This window comes from Puerhibacterium sp. TATVAM-FAB25, assembly GCF_046535855.1.
GTDB classification, from domain to species: domain Bacteria; phylum Actinomycetota; class Actinomycetes; order Actinomycetales; family Cellulomonadaceae; genus Puerhibacterium; species Puerhibacterium variabilis_A.
Genome location: NZ_JAXUAK010000024.1, coordinates 1 through 21,526, shown reverse-complemented (window position 1 = coordinate 21,526; position 21,526 = coordinate 1). Strand labels below are relative to the sequence as shown.

General features: G+C 76.2%; 14 protein-coding genes. 10 read left to right on the top strand and 4 right to left on the bottom strand.

Going from position 1 to position 21,526, the window contains the following annotated elements:
* Window positions 1-26: 26 nt before the first annotated feature.
* Window positions 27-2,339, bottom strand: coding sequence for a glycogen debranching protein GlgX (gene glgX, locus U5M74_RS15430; protein WP_410909810.1), 2,313 nt, complete (start codon window positions 2,337-2,339; stop codon window positions 27-29).
* Window positions 2,340-2,438: 99 nt separating this feature from the next.
* On the opposite strand from glgX, the gene U5M74_RS15425 reads away from it, so the two are divergent.
* Both U5M74_RS15425 and U5M74_RS15420 read left to right on the top strand, forming a co-directional pair.
* A complete protein-coding gene (locus tag U5M74_RS15425) occupies window positions 2,439-3,248 on the top strand; it encodes an electron transfer flavoprotein subunit beta/FixA family protein (protein ID WP_410909809.1) in 810 nt (269 codons plus the stop codon).
* Between the two features lie 16 nt (window positions 3,249-3,264).
* The gene (locus U5M74_RS15420) at window positions 3,265-4,251 is read left to right on the top strand and encodes an electron transfer flavoprotein subunit alpha/FixB family protein (RefSeq protein ID WP_410909808.1); all 987 of its coding nucleotides are present in this window, start codon (window positions 3,265-3,267) and stop codon (window positions 4,249-4,251) included.
* A gap of 44 nt (window positions 4,252-4,295) precedes the next feature.
* On the opposite strand, the gene U5M74_RS15415 is transcribed toward U5M74_RS15420, so the two are convergent.
* Window positions 4,296-5,114 (bottom strand): alpha/beta fold hydrolase, encoded by an 819-nt coding sequence (locus U5M74_RS15415; RefSeq protein WP_410909807.1) that lies wholly within the window; start codon window positions 5,112-5,114, stop codon window positions 4,296-4,298.
* A gap of 211 nt (window positions 5,115-5,325) precedes the next feature.
* On the opposite strand from U5M74_RS15415, the gene U5M74_RS15410 reads away from it, so the two are divergent.
* From U5M74_RS15410 to U5M74_RS15395, 4 genes are all read left to right on the top strand, one after another.
* A complete protein-coding gene (locus tag U5M74_RS15410; protein WP_410909806.1) occupies window positions 5,326-7,578 on the top strand; it encodes a PhoX family protein in 2,253 nt (750 codons plus the stop codon).
* Between the two features lie 130 nt (window positions 7,579-7,708).
* Window positions 7,709-8,977, top strand: a complete 1,269-nt coding sequence (locus U5M74_RS15405) for a cysteine desulfurase family protein (protein ID WP_410909805.1) — start codon at window positions 7,709-7,711, stop codon at window positions 8,975-8,977.
* Window positions 8,974-10,146: a tRNA 2-thiouridine(34) synthase MnmA gene (mnmA, locus tag U5M74_RS15400; protein WP_410909804.1), complete on the top strand. Its 1,173-nt coding sequence runs from the start codon at window positions 8,974-8,976 to the stop codon at window positions 10,144-10,146. The genes U5M74_RS15405 and mnmA overlap by 4 nt, the downstream gene beginning before the upstream one ends.
* Before the next feature lie 223 nt (window positions 10,147-10,369).
* On the top strand, window positions 10,370-11,407 hold the full coding sequence (locus tag U5M74_RS15395; protein WP_410909803.1) for a hypothetical protein: 1,038 nt from the start codon (window positions 10,370-10,372) through the stop codon (window positions 11,405-11,407).
* A 124-nt stretch (window positions 11,408-11,531) separates the two neighbouring features.
* On the opposite strand, the gene U5M74_RS15390 is transcribed toward U5M74_RS15395, so the two are convergent.
* The gene (locus U5M74_RS15390) at window positions 11,532-13,772 is read right to left on the bottom strand and encodes a prolyl oligopeptidase family serine peptidase (protein WP_410909802.1); all 2,241 of its coding nucleotides are present in this window, start codon (window positions 13,770-13,772) and stop codon (window positions 11,532-11,534) included.
* Between the two features lie 69 nt (window positions 13,773-13,841).
* On the opposite strand from U5M74_RS15390, the gene ligA reads away from it, so the two are divergent.
* Window positions 13,842-16,316 (top strand): NAD-dependent DNA ligase LigA, encoded by a 2,475-nt coding sequence (gene ligA, locus U5M74_RS15385; protein ID WP_410909801.1) that lies wholly within the window; start codon window positions 13,842-13,844, stop codon window positions 16,314-16,316.
* 7 nt (window positions 16,317-16,323) lie between these two features.
* Here the strand turns inward: ligA and U5M74_RS15380 are convergent, their stop codons facing one another.
* Entirely contained in the window at window positions 16,324-17,520 is a 1,197-nt protein-coding gene (locus tag U5M74_RS15380) for an ROK family protein (protein WP_410909800.1), read from the bottom strand.
* A 178-nt stretch (window positions 17,521-17,698) separates the two neighbouring features.
* Between U5M74_RS15380 and U5M74_RS15375 the strand changes: the two genes are divergently transcribed.
* From U5M74_RS15375 to U5M74_RS15365, 3 genes are read left to right on the top strand one after another with little or no spacing between them, the layout of a single operon-like run.
* The gene (locus U5M74_RS15375; protein WP_410909818.1) at window positions 17,699-19,183 is read left to right on the top strand and encodes a sugar ABC transporter ATP-binding protein; all 1,485 of its coding nucleotides are present in this window, start codon (window positions 17,699-17,701) and stop codon (window positions 19,181-19,183) included.
* Window positions 19,180-20,262 carry an ABC transporter permease gene (locus U5M74_RS15370; protein WP_410909799.1) on the top strand — a complete coding sequence of 361 codons (1,083 nt, stop codon included), beginning with the start codon at window positions 19,180-19,182 and terminating at the stop codon, window positions 20,260-20,262. Before U5M74_RS15375 ends, U5M74_RS15370 begins: the two co-directional genes overlap by 4 nt.
* Before the next feature lie 53 nt (window positions 20,263-20,315).
* Window positions 20,316-21,380: a substrate-binding domain-containing protein gene (locus U5M74_RS15365; protein ID WP_410909798.1), complete on the top strand. Its 1,065-nt coding sequence runs from the start codon at window positions 20,316-20,318 to the stop codon at window positions 21,378-21,380.
* The last annotated feature ends 146 nt before the right edge of the window (window positions 21,381-21,526 follow it).

Genomic DNA, 21,526 nt, shown 5'->3' with positions numbered 1-21,526 from the left:
GGGCCGCGGCTCAGCGCCCGCGGGGCTCAGCCGCGCGCCGCGAGGAAGACCTGCAGGCTGAGCGCCTCCAGGGTGGTGGCGCCGTCGTGGGCCGGGTCGGGGTCGTCCGCGGGGCGCTGCGGCGTGGGCCACGCCGAGCTCCACGCCAGGCGCCACGGCCGGGCGCCGTCGAGCACGGGCGGCAGCGTCACCACCGCGTCCTCGAGCCGGCCGTTGAGCACGAGCAGCACGTCGGCGTCGCCGGCGCCGGGGCCCGGGCGCAGCATCTGCACCACGCGCCGGCCCGCCTCCTCCCACGCCGTGCGGTCCATCGGGTCCCCGGACTCGCGGAACCACAGGAGGTCGGGCCGCGTCTCGCCGGGGCGCGGGGTGCCGAGGTAGAACGAGTCGGCGCGCAGCGCCGGGTGCTCGCGCCGCAGCCGCAGCAGCGCCGACGTCGTGGCCAGCAGGTCCCGGTCGGCCTCCCCGAGGTCCCAGTCCACCCACGACGTCTCGTCGTCCAGCGCATAGGCGTTGTTGTTGCCGCGCTGGGTGCGGCCCGTCTCGTCGCCGGCCGTGAGCATGGGCGTGCCGGCGGCCAGCAGGAGGGTGGCGAGCAGGTTGCGCTGCGAGCGTCGGCGCAGCGGCACGACGGCGTGCCACGGCTCGGTGGCGGCGTCGAGGTCGCCCTCGGGCGCGTGGCCCTCCACGCCGTGGTTCCACGACCGGTTGTCGTCGGTGCCGTCACGGTTGTCCTCGCCGTTGGCCCAGTTGTCCTTGCGGTCGTAGGCCACCAGGTCGGCCAGGGTGAACCCGTCGTGCGCGGTCACGTAGTTCACGCTGGCCACCGGGCCGCGCACCAGGGGCGGGTCGGAGCGGCCGAAGAGGTCCGCCGACCCGGCCAGGCGGGTGCCGAGCTCGCGGACGCTGACCATCGGCTGGCCGCGAGAGCCCGCGGCCGCCGAGGCGAGCCAGAAGTCGCGCGCCGCGTCACGGAACCGGTCGTTCCACTCCGCCATCGGCGGCGGGAACTGCCCGGTGCGCCACCCGCCGGGGCCCACGTCCCACGGCTCGGCGATCAGCTTCAGCCCGCTGAGCACCGGGTCCGTCTGCAGCCCGACGAGGAACGGGTGGTCGGGGTCGAACCCGTAGGTGCCGCGCCCCAGCGTCACCGCCAGGTCGAAGCGGAAGCCGTCGACGCCCACCGCCTGGGCCCAGTAGCGCAGCGAGTCGAGCGCCGTCTGCACCACCCGCACCCGGCGGAAGTCGAGCGAGTTGCCCGTGCCGGTGACGTCGGCCAGCTTGGCGGGGGAGGCGCCGTCGTGCAGGTAGTAGGCCGCGTTGTCGAGGCCGCGCCAGCTCACGTGGAGCTGGTCGTCGCCGCCCTCGCAGGTGTGGTTGTAGACGACGTCGAGGATCACCTCGATGCCGGACTGGTGCAGCAGGTGCACCATGCCGCGGACCTCGTCGAGCACGGCGGCGGGGCCGGCCTCGCGCGCGGCGCGGGTCGCGTACCGCGGCTCGGGCGCGAAGAAGCCGAGGGTCGAGTAGCCCCAGTAGTTGCGCAGCCCGTGGGCCACCAGGCGCGGCTCCGACGCCGAGGCGTGGATCGGCAGCAGCTCCACGGTGGTGACGCCCAGGCTCCTGAGGTGCGCGACGGTCGCCGGGTGCGCGAGCCCCGCGTAGGTGCCGCGCAGCTCCGGCGGCACCCCCGGGTGACGCAGGGTCAGGCCGCGCACGTGCGCCTCGTAGACGACCGTGTCCGCCCACGGCACGCGGGGTCGGGTCAGCGGCGGCGCGGCCGGCATCGGCGGCAGCACCACCGAGTGCGGCACGAACGCCAGGGAGTCGGTCGGCTCCGGGTCGCCGTACCGCTCGGCGACCCACCAGCGCCCGTCCGGCGTCGTGGGGTCGTCCGAGCGGGGCGCGCCCACCGCGCCCAGCGTCTCGGGCCCGTACGTCAGCTCGCCGACGAGGCCGCGGGCGTACGGGTCCACGAGCAGCTTGGCGGGGTTGTGGCGCAGGCCGGCCCGCGGGTCCCAGGGGCCGTGCGTGCGGAACCCGTAGCGCTGGCCCGGGCGCACGCCGGGCACGTGCGCGTGCCAGACGCCGTAGGTGGGGCCGAGCAGCGGCACGCGGCGCTCGCGGTAGCGCGCCGGGTCGTGCTCCGGCAGGGCGGGGTCGACGACGTCGATGAGGCACAGGTCGACGGCGGTGGCGTGCGACGCGACGACGGCGACGTCCACGCCGTCGCCCGCCGGGTGCACGCCGAGCGGCGGGACGTGCGAGCGGCGGGCCGTCGGCCGCGTCAGAGGGCGCACCACCGGGCGGGAGGCTGCCTGCGATGTCGGGCCGTCCATGGCGCCCATCGTGGCGCACGCGACGCCCCGGCGGCGACCCGGCGAGCCCGGCGCCGAGTAGGCTCGTGACGCCCGCTTGAGCACGTCGGAAGGCCAGCAGTGCGCATCGTCGTCCTCGTCAAGTACGTCCCGGACATCGCGTCCGACCGCCGCTTCGCCGACGGGCGCGTGGTGCGCGACCCGTCCGAGGGGTCGCTCAACGAGCTCGACGAGAACGCCGTCGAGGCGGCGCTGCGGCTCGTCGAGCAGCTGCCGGAGGACCAGCGGGAGGCCAGTGAGGTCGTGGCGCTGACCGTCGCGCCCGCGCCGGGCGACCTGGCGCTGCGCAAGGCCTACCAGATGGGCGTCGACCGCGCGGTGCGCGTCACGGACGACGCGCTCGCCGGCTCCGACTACTTCGGCACGACGACGGCGCTCGCGGCCGCGGTGCGCCGCCTCGAGGCCGAGGCGCCCGTCGACCTCGTGATCACCGGCATGGCGGCGCTGGACGGCCTCGGCTCCGTGGTGCCGGCCCTGCTCGCCGCCGAGCTCGGCCGCCCCGGCCTGACGTTCGCCAAGACCGTCGAGCTCGACGCCGCCGCCGGCACGCTGACCGTCACGCGCGAGGTCGACGACGCCGCCGAGACGCTGCGCGCGCCGCTCCCGGCGGTGCTGTCGGTGGCCGACTCGGCCAACACCCCGCGCCTGCCCAACTTCAGGCTCATCATGGCCGCCCGGACCAAGCCGATCGAGGAGTGGACCGCCGCCGACCTCGCCCTCGACCCGGCCGCCGTCGGCGCCGCGGGCGCCCGCTCCCGGACGTTGCGCGCCGCGCCGCGCCCGCCGCGCGCCGAGGTCGAGCTCGTCGTCGACAAGGGCGAGGGCGGCAAGGCCCTGGCCGACTTCCTGATCCGCAACGACCTGGTCTGAGCCGGAGGACCCCCGCATGAGCCGCCGTACCGCCCTCGTCCTGCTCGACCCGGCCGCCGAGGTCCGCCCCGCCGCGCTGGAGCTGATCACCCTCGGCCGCTCCCTCGGCCGGGTCGACGTCGTCACCCTCGAGGCCCCGGGCGTCGAGGCCCTCGCCACCCTCGGCGCGCACGGCGTCGAGGCCGTCCACCAGGCCGAGATCGTGGGCGCCGCGCGCGCCGAGGACACGCGCCACCTCACCGCCGTCGTCGCCGCCGTGCTCGCCGCGGCCGTGCGCCGCACCGACGCCGACGTCGTGCTGGTGCCGGCCGGGTTCGCCGCGAAGGAGGCCGCCGCCGTGGCCGCGCACGCGCTCGGCGCCGGGCTGGTCGTCGACGCCTCCGACGTGGCCTGGGAGGACGAGGGCCTCGTGGCCACCAAGCGCGTCTTCGCCGGCACGTGGGAGACGGCGTCGGTGGTGGCGACCGACCCGGCCGTGGTGACGGTGCGGGCCAACGCCGTCGTCGCCGAGCCGGCGGCCGAGCCGGCCCGCCCCGAGGTCGAGGCGCTGCCGGTGGAGGTCGAGGTCCCCGCCGTCACGGTCGTGGCCCGCCGGACCGCCGCCCGCGCCGCGGGGCGGCCGACGCTCGAGGAGGCGGCCGTCGTCGTCGCCGGCGGGCGCGGCACGGGCGGCGACTTCGCCCCGGTGAACGACCTGGCCGACGCGCTCGGCGCCGCCGTCGGCGCCAGCCGCGACGCGGTGTTCGAGGGCTGGCACGACCGGTACATCGGCCAGACCGGCGTCACGGTCGCCCCGCGCCTTTACATCGGCGCGGGCATCTCCGGCGCTCCGCACCACCGCGGCGGCATGCAGGCCGCCCAGGTGGTCGTGGCGATCAACAGCGACCCCGAGGCGCCGATCTTCGAGATCAGCGACTTCGCCGTCGTGGGCGACCTGGCGGACGTGCTGCCGCAGGCCGCCGAGGCGATCCGGGCGCACAAGGCCGCCGCGCCGGAGTCCTGACCCGCGGCCGGGCCGCCGGGGGCGCGCCCCGCGGCCCGGCCGGCCTACTGCCGGTCCTGCCGCTCGTCCTGCCGCTGGAGCCAGTGCACCAGCGTGGGCAGCGCGTCCGGGTGCCGCGGCGTGCGGCCGTGCGTCGCGCCGTCGAGCAGCCGCACCGGCATGGCGGGCAGCAACGACTGCATGCGCGCCGCCGCCCGCACCCGCGGCAGGTCCTCGGTGCCGGCGATCATGAGGATCGGCATGGGGTAGCCGCTCAGCGCCGACGCCGGCACGCCGGCGTCCTCCTCCTGGCGCCGCATGTAGGCCGCGAGCGCGGTCGCGTCGTTCTGCAGCAGCGCGGCCTGGGTCGCGGCGTCCAGCGGGTGGCCCAGGTGCTCCGCCCAGCGGTCCACGAACGCCTGCATGCCGCGCGCCACGATGGTGTCGACGCAGCCCGGGAAGAACGTGCGGTCGAACGCGCCCTCGCCCGTGCGCGGCGAGCCGCCCAGGGTCACCAGCGAGGCGACGCGGTGCGGGTGGTGGGCGGCGAGCTCGAAGCCGACGCGGCCGCCGAGGGAGTAGCCGACGACGTGCGCCCGGTCCACGCCGAGCTCGTCGAGCACGCCGAGCACGTCGCCGACGAACAGCGCCTGGTCGTACGCGTCCTCGTCGTGCGGCTTGTCGCTGGCGCCGTGGCCGCGCAGGTCGAGGGTGACCACGCGGTGGTCGGCCTGCAGCTCGCGCACCCAGCCGAAGCCGCGCCAGATGGCCTGCGACAGCGCCGTGCCGTGCACGAGCACCACCGCGGGCGCGCCCGCGGCGCCCTCGCCGAAGACCCGGTAGGCGATGCGGGTGCCGTCGAGCCGGTTCGTCACGTGGTCCACGGCGTCACCGTAGCGGCAGCCACCTGACCGTCACCCGGTGTTCACCGCGCGCTCAGCGAGACGCCCGCCGGCCGCCACCGGGCGTCCCTAGCGTCTCAGCCGGCACGCCCGGCGTGCCCGAGTTTGTCGCTTTCCCGAGAGCCCGACGCACCCCGACGCCCCTCGATGCCCCTCGATGCCCCTCGATGCCCCTCGATGCCTGGAGCGCACGATGACGATCGCCCCCGAGTCCCCGCAGGCCGGCACCCGCCCGCTCCTGCGCCTGGAGCCCAAGCCCAGCCACGCGCGCGGCAAGCGCAGCCCCGTGACCTGCCGCCTCAAGTGCGCCGACCAGTGCGCGCACCCCGTCCCCAACCGCACGGACCACGAGACGTTCCGTGAGGTCGCCTCGCGGGCGCTGACGCGCCGGCGCATGCTCGGCGGCCTGGCCGCCGCGGCCGCCGTCGTCGTCGGCGGGGCGCAGGTCGCCGGCGCCCCGGGCGCCGCGGCCGCCGGCGGCCCCGTCGCCGCGGGCCGCAAGGGCCTGGCCTTCGGCGCGATCGCGCCGCAGCCCGCGGCCACCGACGCGCTCGTGGTGCCCGACGGCTACGAGTGGTCCCCGATCATCCGCTGGGGCGACCCGATCCTGCCCGGCGGCCGCGCGTTCGACCCGGCCCGGCAGTCGCCGCAGCAGCAGGCGCTGCAGTTCGGCTACAACTGCGACTACCTCGACATCCTCCCGGCGGACCCGAAGGAGCTGGCCAAGCCGCTGCACGCCCGCTCGCGCGGCACCCGGGGCCTGCTCGTGAGCAACCACGAGTACACCAACCCCGCCATCATGTTCGACGAGTCGTACGACGCCGCCACTCGCCGCGCGATCGAGCGCGCCGCGCACGGCATGTCGGTGGTCGAGGTGACCCGCCGCCGCACCGGCACCCCGTGGGAGTACTCGCGCCTGAGCCGCTCGAACCGGCGCGTCCACCTCGGCACCGAGTTCGTCGTCGACGGCCCCGCCGCCGGCAGCGACCTCATGCGGACCGTCGCGGACCCCACCGGCACCCGCGTGCTGGGCACCCTGAACAACTGCGCGGGCGGCACCACCCCGTGGGGCACCGTCGTCTCCGGCGAGGAGAACTTCCACGGCTACTTCCGGGCCACCGGCACCGACCCGCGCGACGCCCGCTACGGCCTGCGCGACGCGGCCACGTCGTACGGCTGGGAGCTCGACGAGCCGCGCTTCGACGCCCGCAACGCCGGCTACGAGAACGAGAGCCACCGCTTCGGCTGGGTCGTGGAGCTCGACCCGTACGACCCGTCCGCCCCGCCGGTGAAGCACACGGCGATGGGCCGGCTCAAGCACGAGGGCGCCAACGTCATCCTGTCGGAGGACGGGCACGCGGTGGCGTACATGGGCGACGACGAGCGCTTCGACTACGTCTACAAGTTCGTCTCGCGCGACACCTTCCGCCGCGGCGGCAGCGCGCGGGCCCGCGCCCACAACAAGCAGCTGCTGTCCGCCGGCGACCTGTACGTCGCGCGGTTCGAGGGTGACTCGCCGGCCGCCGAGATCGACGGCTCCGGCGCCGTGCCGTCCGACGGCGCGTTCGACGGCACCGGCCGGTGGGTCCCGCTCGTCGAGGACGGCGAGTCCCGCGTGCCGGGCATGAGCGTCGCCGAGGTGCTCGTGTTCACGCGCCTGGCGGCCGACGCCGTGGGCGCCACGAAGATGGACCGGCCCGAGGACGTCGAGCCCCACCCGCTGACCGGCCGCGTCTACGTCGCGTGCACCAACAACACCGACCGCGGCAAGGCCGGCAAGGAGGGCCCCACCGAGCCCAACCCGCGAGGCGCCAACCGCGACGGGCACGTGGTGGAGATCGTCGAGGACCGCGGCGACCAGCTGTCCGAGACGTTCCGGTGGAACCTGCTGCTCGTGGCCGGCGACCCGGCGACGAACGACGGCACGTACTTCGCCGGCTTCCCGGCCGAGAAGGTGTCGCCGATCTCCTGCCCCGACAACCTCGCGTTCGACGCCGACGGCAACCTGTGGATCTCCACCGACGGCCAGCCGTCGTCGATCCAGAGGTGCGACGGCCTGTTCAAGGTGCCGCTGACCGGCCGGGAGCGCGGCCACGTGCAGCAGTTCCTGGCGGTGCCGCGCGAGGCGGAGACCTGCGGCCCCGTCGTCGACAGCCGCGACGGCATGGTCTACGTCAACGTGCAGCACCCGGGCGAGGACGGGTCGTTCGCCGACCAGCACTCGTTCTTCCCGGACTACCTCGCCGCGGGCGAGCCGGTGCCGGCCGGCGCCTGGCGCGGCCCGCGCCCGGCGACGGTGCAGGTGTACCGCGCCGGTGCCGGCGAGCAGCCGGGGAAGGGCAACGGCCACGGCCACGGCTGGGACGGCCCCGGGCCGTTCCCGTGGCCGCGCGGCGGCAAGGGCTGGGGCCCCGGCGGCCGCTCCCGCGGCCGCTGGGCGCGCTGACCCGTCGCACGAGCCACGCCGGCCCCCGTCGCGCTGCGGCGGGGGCCGGCGCCGTGCGGGTGCCGTCCGTCACCGCCGGGGACCGTCCCCGGCGCCCTCCGCCGCCCCGCACGGTTCGTAGACTGGGCAGGTGACCACCCCCGTGCTGCCGACCGGCTCGCCCGAGCCCGACGCCGGCGCCTACCTCGACCACGCGGCGACCACCCCGATGTCGCCGGCCGCCCTCGCGGCGTACGTGGCGGAGGCCCAGCGGGTCGGCAACGCCTCGAGCCTGCACGCCGCGGGCCGCGGCGCCCGCCGGGTGGTGGAGGAGGCGCGCGAGACCGTCGCCGCGGCCCTGGGCGCACGCCCGTCGGAGGTGATCTTCACCGCGGGCGGCACCGAGGCGGACAACCTCGCGATCAAGGGGATCTTCTGGGGGCGCCGGCGCGGCGCCACCCGCCGCACCCGGGTGCTCGTCTCCGCCGTCGAGCACCACGCCGTGCTCGACCCGGCCTTCTGGCTCGCCGGGCATGCCGGCGCGGAGATCGTGCTGCTGCCCGTGGACGCCGCCGGCCGCGTCGACCTCGACGCGCTGCGCGCCGAGCTCGCCGCGCACGCCGACGAGATCGCGCTGGTGTCGGTCATGTGGGCCAACAACGAGGTCGGCACGGTGCAGCCGGTGCGCGACGTCGTCCGCCTCGCCCACCAGCACGGCGTGCCGGTGCACACCGACGCGGTGCAGGCGGTCGGCCAGCTCGAGGTGGACTTCGCCGCGAGCGGCGTCGACGCCATGACGGTCTCCGGCCACAAGCTCGGCGGCCCGATCGGCGTGGGCGCCCTGCTCGCCCGGCGCGACCTGCCGCTGGAGGCGGTGCTGCACGGCGGCGGCCAGGAGCGCGGCGTGCGCTCGGGCACGCTCGACGCGCCCGCGATCCGCTCCTTCGCCGCCGCGGTGTCCGACGTCGTCGCCCACCGCGCCGCGCGCGCCGCCCACCTGGCCGCCCTGCGCGACCGGCTCGTGGCCGGCGTGCGCGCCGTCGCCCCCGGCGCCGTGCTGCGCGGCCCCGACCCCGCCGCCGAGCCGGCGGGCCGGCTGCCCGCCAACGCGCACTTCACCTTCCCGGGCGCCGAGGGGGACTCGCTGCTGTACCTGCTCGACTCCGCCGGGGTGCAGGCGTCCACCGGCTCGGCCTGCCAGGCCGGGGTGCCGCAGCCGTCGCACGTGCTGCTCGCCATGGGCCTGCCCGAGGCGGAGGCGCGCGGCGCGCTGCGCTTCTCCCTCGGCGCCACCTCCACCGAGGCCGACGTCGAGCGGCTCGTCGCGGCCCTGCCGCAGGTGGTCGCCCGTGCGCAGGCCGCGGGCCTCGTCTCCGCGTCGGTGGCGCCGGCCGCGGCCCCGGGCGGGGGTGCGGCATGAGGGTGCTGGCGGCGATGTCCGGCGGCGTCGACTCCGCCGTGGCCGCGGCGCTCGCGGTCGAGGCGGGCCACGAGGTCGTCGGGGTGCACATGGCGCTGAGCCGCAACCGCGACCAGTTCCGCACCGGCTCGCGCGGCTGCTGCTCGATCGAGGACGCGGGCGACGCCCGTCGCGCCGCCGACGTGCTCGGCATCCCGTACTACGTCTGGGACCTGTCCGAGCGCTTCGAGGACACCGTCGTGGCCGACTTCCTCAGCGAGTACGAGGCCGGCCGCACGCCCAACCCGTGCGTGCGCTGCAACGAGCACATCAAGTTCGAGGCGCTGCTCGACAAGGCGACCGCGCTGGGCTTCGACGCCGTCGCGACCGGCCACTACGCCCAGGTCGTCACGCGCACGCTGCCCGACGGGGCCACCGTGCACGAGCTGCACCGCTCGCCGAACGCCGAGAAGGACCAGTCCTACGTGCTGGCGGTCATGGGCCCGCAGCGGCTCGAGCGGGCGATGTTCCCGCTCGGCGGCTTCGCGACCAAGGACGAGGTGCGCGCGGAGGCGGCCCGCCGCGGGCTGTCGGTGAGCGCGAAGCCCGACTCCTACGACATCTGCTTCGTCGCCGACGGCGACACCCGCGGCTTCCTGCGCGACCGGCTCGGCGCGCGCCCCGGCGCCGTGGTGGACACCGACGGCACGGTCGTCGGCGAGCACGACGGCGCCTACGCGTACACCGTCGGGCAGCGGCGCGGCCTCGGCCTGGGCCGGCCCGCGGCCGACGGCCGGCCCCGGTACGTCGTCGACGTGCGCGCCGACACCAACACCGTCGTCGTCGGGCCCGCCGAGCTGCTCACCGTCGACCGCATCGCCGGGGAGCGGGCCGTGTGGTTCGCCGGCGCCCTGCCGGCCGACGGCGGCGCGGACGGCGCGGACGGCGCGGACGGGGAGTGGTTCGACGCGCAGGTGCAGGTGCGCGCGCACGGCGCGGCCATCGGGGCGCGGGTGCGGACCACCCGCGGCCCGGACGGCGGGGCCGGGCTGGAGGTGGCGCTCACCGAGCGGCCGCTGCGGGGCGTCGCGGCGGGGCAGTCCGTCGTCGTCTACCGCGGCACGCAGGTGCTGGGCCAGGCCACGGTGTCCCGCGCCTGGCGCGCGGCACCGGTCGCCGCCACCGCCTGACCCACGCCGTCCGGGTACCGGCGTCCGGCCCCGGCGGTTGTCAGCACGAGCGCAGGCCATACCGTGCGCTGGTACTGACAGCCGCCCGGGGGTCGGCACGCGTCAGGACGAGCGCACGGTATGGCGTGCGCTGGTACTGACACGTCGGCGGAGCACACGAGCAGCACACGAGCAGCACGCAGACGAGCAGCACGCAGACGAGCGGGACGCGAGGAGACGACGCATGGTGACGGTGAGCGGCCACGGCCCCTGGCCCGGCGGCGAGGACGACGTCCTCGAGGCGCAGCAGGTCGTGCTGGGCGACCTCGCCGAGCTGCCCACCGGCGTCGGCGCCGTCCCGTTCCTGGTCCAGCTCGCCGGGCGGGGCCCGGGCGCCGACGCGACGGGCCGTACGGCCGCGCTGCTCGCCGACCTGTCCGTGGAGCTCGGCCCGCACGGCTGGAAGCTCGCCGACCGGCCCGGCCTGGACCTGCGCCGCGCGGAGGCGTTCCGCCGCGAGGACCTCGGCGCGCTCGCGATCGCCGCCTACGGCTACGCCGGGCCGTTCGCCCTCGAGGTCGTGGGTCCCTGGACGCTCGCCGCGCAGCTCTACGCGGCCCGCGGCGACCGCGTGCTGGCCGACCGGGGCGCCCGGCGCGACCTCGCGGTGGCGCTCGCCGAGGGGCTGCGCGAGCACGTCGCCGAGGTGCGCGCGCAGGTGCCGGGCGCCGAGGTGGTGGTGCAGCTCGCGGAGCCGCTGCTGGGCCAGGTGCACGCGGGCGTCCTGCCCACCTTCTCCGGCTACTCGCGGCTGCGGGCGGTGCCCGGGCCCGAGATCGTCGAGGGGCTGCGCCCGGTCGTCGACGCCGTGCATGACGCCGGGGCGACGGCGGTGGTCCACCTCGGCGCCACGTGGGTCGGCGTGCCGCCCGCCGTGCTGGCCGGCGCGGACGCCGTCGGCCTCGACCTCGGCGGCCTCGGGCCGGAGGGCTGGAACGAGCGGGCCTGGGAGCTGGTGGCCCGGGCGATCGAGAAGGGCGTGAGCCTGTGGGCCGGCCTGCCGCCGGCGAAGGTGTCGCAGTGCGCCGGGCCGCTGCTCGGCGAGCTGGTGCGCACCGTGGCCGAGCCGTGGCGCCGGGTCGGCCTGCCCGCGGGCGGGCTCGACGCCGTCACGCTGCTGTCGGCGCCGCGCGCGCAGCCGGCGAGCGCCGACGACCACCGCGCCGGCCTGGCCAACCTGGGGCGGGTCGCCGAGGCGCTCGCGGAGCGCGCCGCGGCCTGAGGCTGCCGTCCTCGCGCGGCCGCGGCTCCCGGCCTGACCCGCCCGGGCCTGGTCCGCCCCGTTTGACCCGCCCCGTTTGACCCGCCTCGTTTGACCCGCCCCGGCCTGACCCGCCCCGGTCGGCTCAGGCCAGCCGCTGCCCCAGGAAAGTCCAGGCGAGAGCGGCCATGTACGCCGCCTGCGCGTTGTTGGCCGCGCCGCCGTGCCCGCCCTCGACGTTCTCGTAGTAGGTGACGTCCTTGCCGCAGGCCAGCAGCAGCGCGGCCATCTTGCGGGCGTGCCCGGGGTGCACCCTGTCGTCCTTCGTCGAGGTCGTCAGCAGCACCGGCGGGTAGTCGCGCTCGGCGTCGACCAGGTGGTACGGCGAGAACGTCCGCAGGAACTCCCACTGCTCCGGGTCGTCCGGGTCGCCGTACTCGGCCGTCCAGGACGCGCCGGCGAGCAGGTGGGAGTACCGCTTCATGTCGAGCAGCGGCACCTGCACCACGATCGCGCCGAACAGCTCGGGGTAGCGGGTGAGCATGTTGCCCGTGAGCAGGCCGCCGTTGGACCCGCCCTGCGCCCCGAGGTGGGCGGGCGTGGTGATGCGCCGCTGGACGAGGTCGCGCGCGACGGCCGCGAAGTCCTCGTAGGCCCGGTGCCGGTTCCCGCGCAGCGCAGCCTGGTGCCACGCGGGCCCGTACTCGCCGCCGCCCCGGATGTTGGCGACGGCGTAGACCCCGCCGTGGCGCAGCCACGCCCGCCCGACGGTGCCGGAGTACCCCGGCGTCAGCGGGACCTCGAAGCCGCCGTAGCCGTACAGCAGCGTCGGGGCGGTGCCCTGCACGCCGCGCGGCGGGCGCAGCGCCTCCTGCGGGCCGACGACGAAGTACGGCACGCGGGTGCCGTCGTCGGACGTGGCGAAGTGCTGCTCCGCCACCAGGCCCTCGGCGTCGAAGAACGCCGGCGCCGCCTTGAGCGGCTCGGGCTCCGTCGCGCCGGTCGCCCCGTCGCCGTCCGGCCCGACGACGGTGGCCAGCGCGAGCGTCGACGGCGTGAGGTAGCCGGTGGTCACCAGCCACACGTCGTCGCTGTCGACCGGGTCGACGGCGCGGGTGCCGACCGACGCCAGCGGGTCGGTGGCCGGCAGCTCCGTGCGCGTCCACTCCTCGCTCGATGCCCCGTCGGCTCCGTCGGCTCCGTCGGCGCCGGCGGGCGGGGTGAGCACGTGCAGGCGGTTGGTGACGTCGTCGAGCACGTTGACCACGAGGTGGTGGCGCGTCCACGTGGCGCCGGCCAACGACGTCGTCGGCGTCGGGGCGAACAGCACGGCGAGGTCGCGCTCGCCGGCGAGGAAGTCGTCGAGCCGGGCCGCCAGGAGCGAGCCCGAGGCGTAGGTGCGCTCGCCGCCGCGGCCGCGGACCGTCCAGTCGTCGCGCAGCTCGACCAGCAGCCACTCGCGGTGGAAGCCGACCTCCGCGGAGTCGGGCACGTCGATCTTCGTCAGCGTCTGCTCGGGGGTGCCGACGTGCTCGGCCAGGAACGTCTCGGACCGGTAGAAGGCGATGGTGCGGCTGACCACGTCGCGCTCGAAGCCCGGCGTACGCGAGCGCCGCGCCGAGATGTACATGTCGTCGGCGGCGCCCTCGTAGACGGTCGCCGCCTCGGCGAGCGGCGTGCCGCGCCGCCACAGCCTGACGATGCGGGGGTAGCCCGCCGGCGTCGTCGTGCCCTCGCCGAAGTCGGTGAACACGTAGACCGTGTCCTCGTCGGCCCAGGCCAGGCCGCCCTTGGCGCCGCCGGTGCCGACCGCGCGCTCGAAGCCGCCCTCGGCGGCGGAGACGAAGCGGCGCTCGACCAGGTCGAACTCGCGGGTCACGTCCGCGTCGGAGCCGCCGGGGGACAGGTCGACCAGCGCGCGCCGCCACGGCTCGCCGGCGGCGACCTGCTCCGGCGTGGGGCGCAGCACCGAGGCGCCGTGCCACACCCAGCTCTCGCCCTCGGCCTCGGCGAGCGCGTCGAGGTCCAGCACCGTCTCCCACTCGGGCTCGGCCGAGCGGTACGACTCCAGCGTGGTGCGGCGCCACAGGCCGCGCTCGTGCTCGGCGTCCCGCCAGAAGTTGTAGTAGAGGTTCCCGATCCGCCCGACCTCCGGGATCCGGGCGTCGGAGTCGAGCACCTCCCGCACGGCGGCCTCGGTGGCGGCGAACATCGGGTCGGCGCCGAGCGTCCGGCGCGCGTGCGCGTTGCGCTCGCGGACCCACGCCAGCGCGGCGTCGCCCTCGACGTCCTCGAGCCAGCCGAAGGGGTCGACGGCGTCGGGGTCCAGCGGCGTGGTGGGGACGGGGTCGGCGGGGACGGGGGTGTGGCCCGCGGCGGCGCTCATGCCTCGGGACCCTAGCCCTCCGGCGAGGCCGGCGCGCCGCGTGTCCCCGGTTCGCGCGATGATGTGCCGGTGAGCGAGACGACGACGGACGCGACCGCCGGCGAGGGGACCTCGGCCCTCTCGGCCGCCGAGCTGGACGAGCAGGCGGCGCAGCGGCGCTGGGTCGAGCTGCGCGACCTGGTCGAGGCCGACCAGCGGGCGTACTACGAGCAGGACTCCCCGCTCGTCTCCGACGCCGAGTACGACGCGCGGATGCGCGAGCTCGAGGCGCTCGAGGCGGCGCACCCCGCGCTGCAGTCGCCGGAGTCGCCCACGCAGCGCGTGGGCGGCGCGGCCGCGGAGGGCTTCGCCACGGTCGAGCACGTCGAGCGCATGCTCAGCCTCGACAACGTCTTCTCCGTCGAGGAGCTGCGCGCGTGGGACGCCCGGGTGGCCCGGGACCTCGGCGCCGAGCGCGTCGGCTACCTGTCCGAGGTGAAGATCGACGGGCTCGCGATCGCCCTGCTGTACGAGAAGGGCCGCCTCGTGCGGGCGGCCACCCGCGGCGACGGCCGCACCGGTGAGGACGTCACGCAGAACGCCCTGCGGATCGCCGACATCCCGCGCCGGCTGGCCGGCGACGGCCACCCCGACCTCGTCGAGGTGCGCGGCGAGGTCTTCATCCCCGTCGCGGCCTTCGAGCGGCTCAACGACCTGCAGGCCCGGCTGCGCGAGCGCGCCGTGGCCGAGGCGCGCGAGCGGCACGGCGGCCGGGCGGCGAGCGCGCGGGAGTTCGACGAGGAGCGCGCGCGCCTCGCCGCGCTGCGCCGGTTCCCGCAGTTCGCCAACCCGCGCAACGCGGCGGCCGGCGGCCTGCGCCAGCTGCTCGACAAGAAGGAGGGCCTCGAGGCCGAGGCCGGGCTCGCGCGCGTCGAGGCCCTGCGCCTGTACGTGCACGGCGTCGGCGCGCTGCAGTGGACGGCCGGGCAGGACACCGAGCTGGCGCGGCAGTCGGAGGCGTACGAGCACTTCGCGCGGTGGGGCCTGCCCGTCTCCCCGCACAACCGCGTGGTCGAGGGCGTGGACGGCGTGGTCGAGATGATCGAGCACTTCGGCGCCCACCGGCACGACATCGAGCACGAGCTCGACGGCATCGTGGTCAAGGTCGACGCCCTGGACGACCAGCGCCGGCTCGGCGCCACGAGCCGCGCCCCGCGCTGGGCCATCGCCTACAAGTACCCGCCGGAGGAGGTCAACACCCGCCTGCTGACCATCCAGGTGGCGGTCGGCCGCACCGGCCGGGCCACCCCCTTCGCGGTGATGGAGCCGGTCAAGGTCGCCGGGTCCACCGTGCGCCAGGCCACGCTGCACAACCAGGACGTCGTCAAGGCCAAGGGCGTGCGGATCGGCGACGTGGTCGTGCTGCGCAAGGCCGGCGACGTCATCCCGGAGATCGTCGGGCCGGTCACGGCGCTCGCGGACGACGGGTACCCGCGCGAGGACTTCGTCATGCCGGCCGAGTGCCCCGAGTGCGGCACCCCGCTGCGGCCGATGAAGGAGGGCGACGTCGACCTGCGCTGCCCCAACGCCCGGTCCTGCCCCGCCCAGGTGCGCGGCCGCGTCGAGCACATCGGCTCGCGCGGCGCCCTGGACGTCGAGGCGCTCGGCGAGGTCACCGCGGCGGCGCTCACCCAGCCCGACGTGCCGGAGCAGCCGCCGCTGCGCACCGAGGCCGGGCTGTTCTCGCTCACGCTCGACGAGCTGCTGCCCATCGAGGCGGTGGTGCGCGACGCCGAGACGGGCCTGCCCAAGGTGGACGACGACGGCGTCGCGCGTCGCCGCGCGCCGTTCCGGCGGAAGCTCACCTACACCAAGGCGCAGCGCCAGGCCGCCGCCGACGCGGGGGAGGAGCTGCCGGAGTGGGCGCCCTCGGCCCAGGCGACCACGCTGCTGGAGGAGCTCGAGCGGGCCAAGACCAAGGACCTGTGGCGCCAGCTCGTCGCGCTGAACATCCGGCACGTCGGGCCGGTGGCGGCGCGGGCGCTCGCGGACTGGTTCGGTTCCCTCGAGGCGATCCGGGCGGCGTCGCAGGAGGACCTGGCGGGCGTCGAGGGCGTCGGGCCGGTCATCGCCGCCGAGCTCAAGGCGTGGTTCGAGGTCGACTGGCACGTCGAGATCGTCGAGAGCTGGCAGCGCGCGGGGGTGCGGTTCGCGACGCCCGGCCACCCCGGGCCGCAGGCCATGGCGGAGCGCGCCGCCGAGGGGCCGACCGGCCCGCTCGCCGGCCTCACCGTGGTGGTCACCGGATCGCTCGAGGGCTACAGCCGCGACGGCGCCAAGGAGGCGATCCTCGCGGCGGGCGGCAAGGCGGCCGGCTCGGTGTCCAAGAAGACCGACTACGTCGTCGTCGGCGCGAACGCGGGCTCGAAGGCCGCCAAGGCCGAGGAGCTGGGCCTGCCGGTCCTCGACGAGGCGCAGTTCACCCGGCTGCTCGCCGAGGGGCCGGCCGCGCTCGGCGGCGGCACCGAGGGGGGCGCCGCCGAGGAGGCCGCCGGGGAGGGCTGAGGCGCCGTCAGGCCTCGAGCGCGGCGTCGATCGCCGCGGCCGACAGCACGTGGTCCACGGCCATGACGCTGGCCCCGAGCACGCCGGCCTCGGCGCCGGTGCGGGCGGTGACGATCCGCAGGTGTTGCGTGGCCAGGGGCAGCGAGCGCCGGTAGACGACCTCGCGGATGCCGGCGACGAGGTGCTCGCCGGCCTCGGCGAGGATGCCGCCGATGACGATGGCCGACGGGTTGAGCAGGCTCACGCTCGCGGCGAGCACGGTGCCGATGTCCCGGCCGGCCTGGCGCACGGCCTGGGCGGCGGCGAGGTCGCCGGCGCGCACGAGCGCGACGACGTCCGCGCCGGTGCTCGCGGGCAGCCCCTGCGCCCCGAGCGCGGTGGCGACCGCGTGCGCGCTCGCCACCGCCTCGAGGCAGCCGACGTTCCCGCACCGGCACTGCACGTGCTCGGCGCCGGGCAGCGCGACGTGCCCGAGGTCGCCGGCGGCCCCCTGCGCGCCGCGCAGCAGGTGCCGGTCGGTCACGATGCCGGCGCCGATGCCCGTGGCGACCTTGACGAAGAGCAGGTCGTCGACGTCCGGCCAGGCCGAGCGGTGCTCGCCCAGCGCCATGATGTTGACGTCGTTGTCCACCAGCACGGGGACGCCGAACCGGCCGCCGAGGATGCCGGGGACGTCGGCGTCGTCCCACCCCGGCATGATCGGCGGGTTGTTGGGGTGGCCCGAGGCGTGCTCGACGGGGCCGGGCAGGCCGACGCCGACGCTGGCGAGGTCCGCGGGGCCGCGCCCCGCCTCCTCGAGCAGCTTCGCGCCGGTCTCGGCGACCCAGGACAGGACCGCGTCCGGCCCGTCGGCGATGGCCAGCGGCGCGTCGTAGGCGGCCAGCACGGTGGGGGAGAGGTCGGTGACGGCCAGCCGGGCGTGCGTGGCGCCCAGGTCGACGCCGAGCACGACCTTGGCGCCGGGGTGGAAGGCGAAGGTCACCGGCGGGCGCCCGCCCGTCGACGTCGCCTCGCCGGCCGGGGCGACGAGCCCCGCGGCCAGCAGCGCGTCGATGCGCGCCGCGACCGTCGAGCGGGCCTGGCCGGTGATCGCCGCCAGCTCGGCGCGCGTGCGGGGCCGGCCGTCGCGCAGGAGCTGGAAGAGCTCGCCCGCGCCGGCGGCGCGGGGCGCCGGTGGACGGGGCTGCGTCGTCACTTCCACCATGAGCACAGTCAACCACGACCGATGACCGTGGAACTTATGATTGACGGCCGTCAAAAGTCCGGCTACGTTCCGACGCATGGTCAGTGACGACCGTCACGGCGGCGCGACCGCCGACGACGCGAAGGAGCGCACGCAGGCGCAGGCCCCCACCGGGACGGCCGAGCGCCCGCTGCTGGAGATGCGGGGCATCGTCAAGGTCTTCCCGGGGGCTCGGGCGCTCGACGGCGTGGACCTCGAGATCCTGCCGGGCGAGGTGCACTGCCTGCTCGGCCAGAACGGCGCCGGCAAGTCGACGCTCATCAAGGTGCTCGCCGGCGCCCACCAGCCGACCGAGGGGAGCATCCTCCTCGACGGCGAGCCCGTGACGATCCCGACCCCCGTGGCGGGACTCCGGCTCGGGGTGGCGACGATCTACCAGGAGCTCGACGTCGTAGACGGCCTCACGGTCGCCGAGAACGTCTTCCTGGGGCACGAGCTCGACTCCGCCGGGTTCTCCCGGCGGCGCGACGCCGCGCGGCGCACCCGCGAGCTGCTCACCCGGCTGGGGCACGGCAACATCTCCCCGCACCGCGAGGTCGGGACGCTGTCCGCGGCGGGCAAGCAGATCGTGTCCATGGCGCGCGCGCTGTCCCACGACGCGCGGGTGATCGTCATGGACGAGCCGTCCGCCGTCCTGGATTCCGGCGAGGTCGCCACGCTCTTCCGGATCGTGCGCGAGCTGAAGGCCCAGGGCGTGGCCGTGGTCTACATCTCCCACCGGATGGAGGAGATCCGCCAGATCGGCGACCGGATCACGGTGCTCAAGGACGGCCGCACGGTCGCCCAGAACCTGCCGGTGGCGAGCACGCCGACCCGCGAGCTCATCCGGCTCATGACGGGCCGCACGGTGGAGTTCGACTTCCCGCCGCGCCCGGGCGTGCCGGCCGACGCCCCGGTGGTGCTCGACGTCGAGCACCTCGGGCTGCGGGGGGTGTTCGAGGACGTCAGCCTCCAGGTGCGCGCCGGGGAGGTCGTCGGGCTCGCCGGGCTCGTCGGCGCCGGCCGGTCGGAGATCCTCGAGACCCTCTACGGCGCCCGCCGCGCCACGGCGGGCAGCGTGCGCGTCGACGGCCGGCGGCTGCGCCCCGGCTCGGTGGGCGCCGCCGTGAACGCCGGGATCGGGCTGGCGCCCGAGGAGCGCAAGAGCCAGGGCCTGCTGCTCGACGAGCCCGTCTACCGCAACATCACCCTGTCGGCGTTCGGGCGCTTCGCCCGCGGCGGCCTGCTCGACGAGCGCGCCGAGCGCAAGGCCGCGCGCGAGCAGGTGGAGGCGCTGGACCTGCGCCCCGCCCAGGTGGACCGCGCGGCGCGCACCCTGTCGGGCGGCAACCAGCAGAAGGCGATGCTGGCGCGCTGGCTCGTGCACGGCTGCCGCGTGCTGCTGCTCGACGAGCCGACGCGCGGCGTCGACGTCGGCGCCCGCGCGGAGATCTACGGCCTGGTCCGCCGCCTGGCGGACGCCGGGACGGCCGTGCTGGTGGTCTCCAGCGAGATCCCCGAGGTGCTGGGGCTCGCCGACCGCGTCCTCGTGGTGGCCGAGGGCCGCGTGGTGCACACGTCCGCCGCCACCGAGATCGACGAGCACCGCGTGCTCGACCTCGTCATGGAAGGGAGCGCAGCGTGAGCGAGCCGACCATCGGAGCCCGCACCACGGGGGGCGACGACATCGCCCAGCGGCTGCCGGGGCAGGACGCCGGGACCGCCGGCGGCCACCAGCAGGCGGTCGTCAGCACGTCACGCCGGTGGGCGGGCAGCGGCGCGACCCGCAACGGCGGTCTCGTCGTCGCCCTGCTGCTGCTGTGCGTGGTGGGCTGGGCGACGGCGGGCAGCCGCTTCGCCAGCCTGCAGAACGTCGAGGTGATCCTCAGCCTGGCCGCCGTGACCGGCGTGCTGGCCATCGCCATGACCTTCGTCATCACCGCCGGCGGCATCGACCTGTCGGTCGGGTCGGTGCTGGGCCTGGCGTCCGTCTGGGCGAGCACCCTCGCCACCCAGGCGATGGCGCAGCAGTCCGGCTGGGTCGTCATGGTCGGCTGCGCGCTGGCCGTCGGCCTCGGCTGCGGCCTGGTCAACGGGGTGCTCATCGCCTACGGCCGGGTCGTGGCGTTCATCGCCACCCTGGCGATGCTGGCCGCCGCCCGCGGCCTCGCCGAGATCATCGCGGGCCGGCGCACCCAGATCGTGTCCGTCGACTCGTTCCTCGACACGTTCCGCGGCGACGTCCTCGGCCTGCCCGTGATCGTGTGGATCTTCCTCGTGGTGGCGGTGGCCGGGTGGTTCCTGCTCAACCGCACCACCTTCGGCCGGCGCACCGTCGCCGTCGGCGGCAACCCCGAGGCGGCCCGCCTGGCGGGCATCAACGTGCGCCGCCACACCCTCTACCTGTACGGGCTCACCGGCCTGGCAGCCGGCGTCGGCGGCGTGATGATGCTGGCGCGCACCACCGCCGGGTCCTCCACCCACGGCACGCTGATCGAGCTCGACGTGATCGCCGCCGTCGTCGTGGGCGGCACGCTGCTCGCCGGCGGCCGCGGCACCATCGTCGGCACCGTCCTCGGCGTGCTGATCTTCGCCACCCTCACCAACGTCTTCATCCAGAACGACCTCAACAGCTCGGTCCAGGCGGTCGCCAAGGGCGCCATCATCGTCGGCGCCGTCCTGCTGCAGCAGTGGTCCGCCCGGCGGGACACCGTCACCACCTGAGCCGCCCGACCGTCGTCACCCACCCCTCCAGGATCCGGATCGAAGGAGATCTCATGTCCGCACGCACGCAGCGCCGCCGCCTGGTCGGTGCCACCATCGCGGCCTCGGCGGCCGTCCTGCTCGCCGCCGGCTGCACCAGCAACGAGCCGCAGCAGCAGGAGGACGAGGGCGGCGGTGGTGGCGGCGCCGCGGCTGCGGCCGGCACCGCGAACGACGAGCCGGGCGACGAGGTCGTCATCGGGTTCTCCGCGCCCGCCGCCGACCACGGCTGGATGGGCGCCATCACCTCGGCCGCGCGCGCGGAGGCGGAGAACTACGAGGACGTGACGCTCCGGGTCGCCGAGGGCACCAACGACGTCAACCTCCAGATCAGCCAGATCGAGGGCTTCATCAACGACGGGGTGGACGCCATCGTGCTGCTGCCCTTCGACGGCGCGGCGCTGACCGAGGTGGCCACCAAGGCCATGGAGGCCGGCATCCCGGTCATCAACGTGGACCGCGAGTTCTCCAGCCCGTTCGCCGCCCGCGCCACGATCCTGGGCGACAACTACGGCATGGGCGTCAGCGCCGGCACATACATCTGCGAGCAGCTCGGCGACAACCCCGACGCCGTCGTGGCCGAGATCGCCGGCATCGACTCGCTGCCGCTGACGCAGGACCGCAGCCAGGGCTTCGCCGACGCGCTGGCCGACTGCGGCCTGGACGTCGACGCCCGCGTCGCGGCGGACTTTACCGTCCAGGGCGGCGAGGCCGCGGCGACGAACCTGCTGCAGGCCAACCCGCAGATCGACGCCATCTGGAACCACGACGACGACCAGGGCGTCGGCGTCCTGGCGGCCATCGAGAACGCCGGGCGCGACGAGTTCTTCCTCGTCGGCGGCGCCGGCTCGGCCAACATGATGCGCGAGATCGAGTCCGGCGACAGCGTCGTCCAAGCCACCGTGGTCTACCCGTCCACGCAGGCCGCCGACGGCGTGAAGCTGGCCCGGCTCGTGGCGCAGAACAAGTCGATGAGCGACCTCGCGTCGCTGGGCGTGCCGCGCACCACCACGCTCTACGCCCCCGTCGTCACCGCCGACAACGTCGACGAGTTCATGTCCATCGGCTTCGAGTCCTGACGCGTCGTCCGCGGGCGGGGGGGCCCCCCCCCCGGCCCCCCGGGGGGCCCCCCCCCCCCCGCGCGGGGGGGGGGGGGGCGGCCCCCCCCCCCCCCCGCCCCCGCGGCGGCGCGGGGGGGGGCGAGGGGGGGAGGCGAGAGGGATTT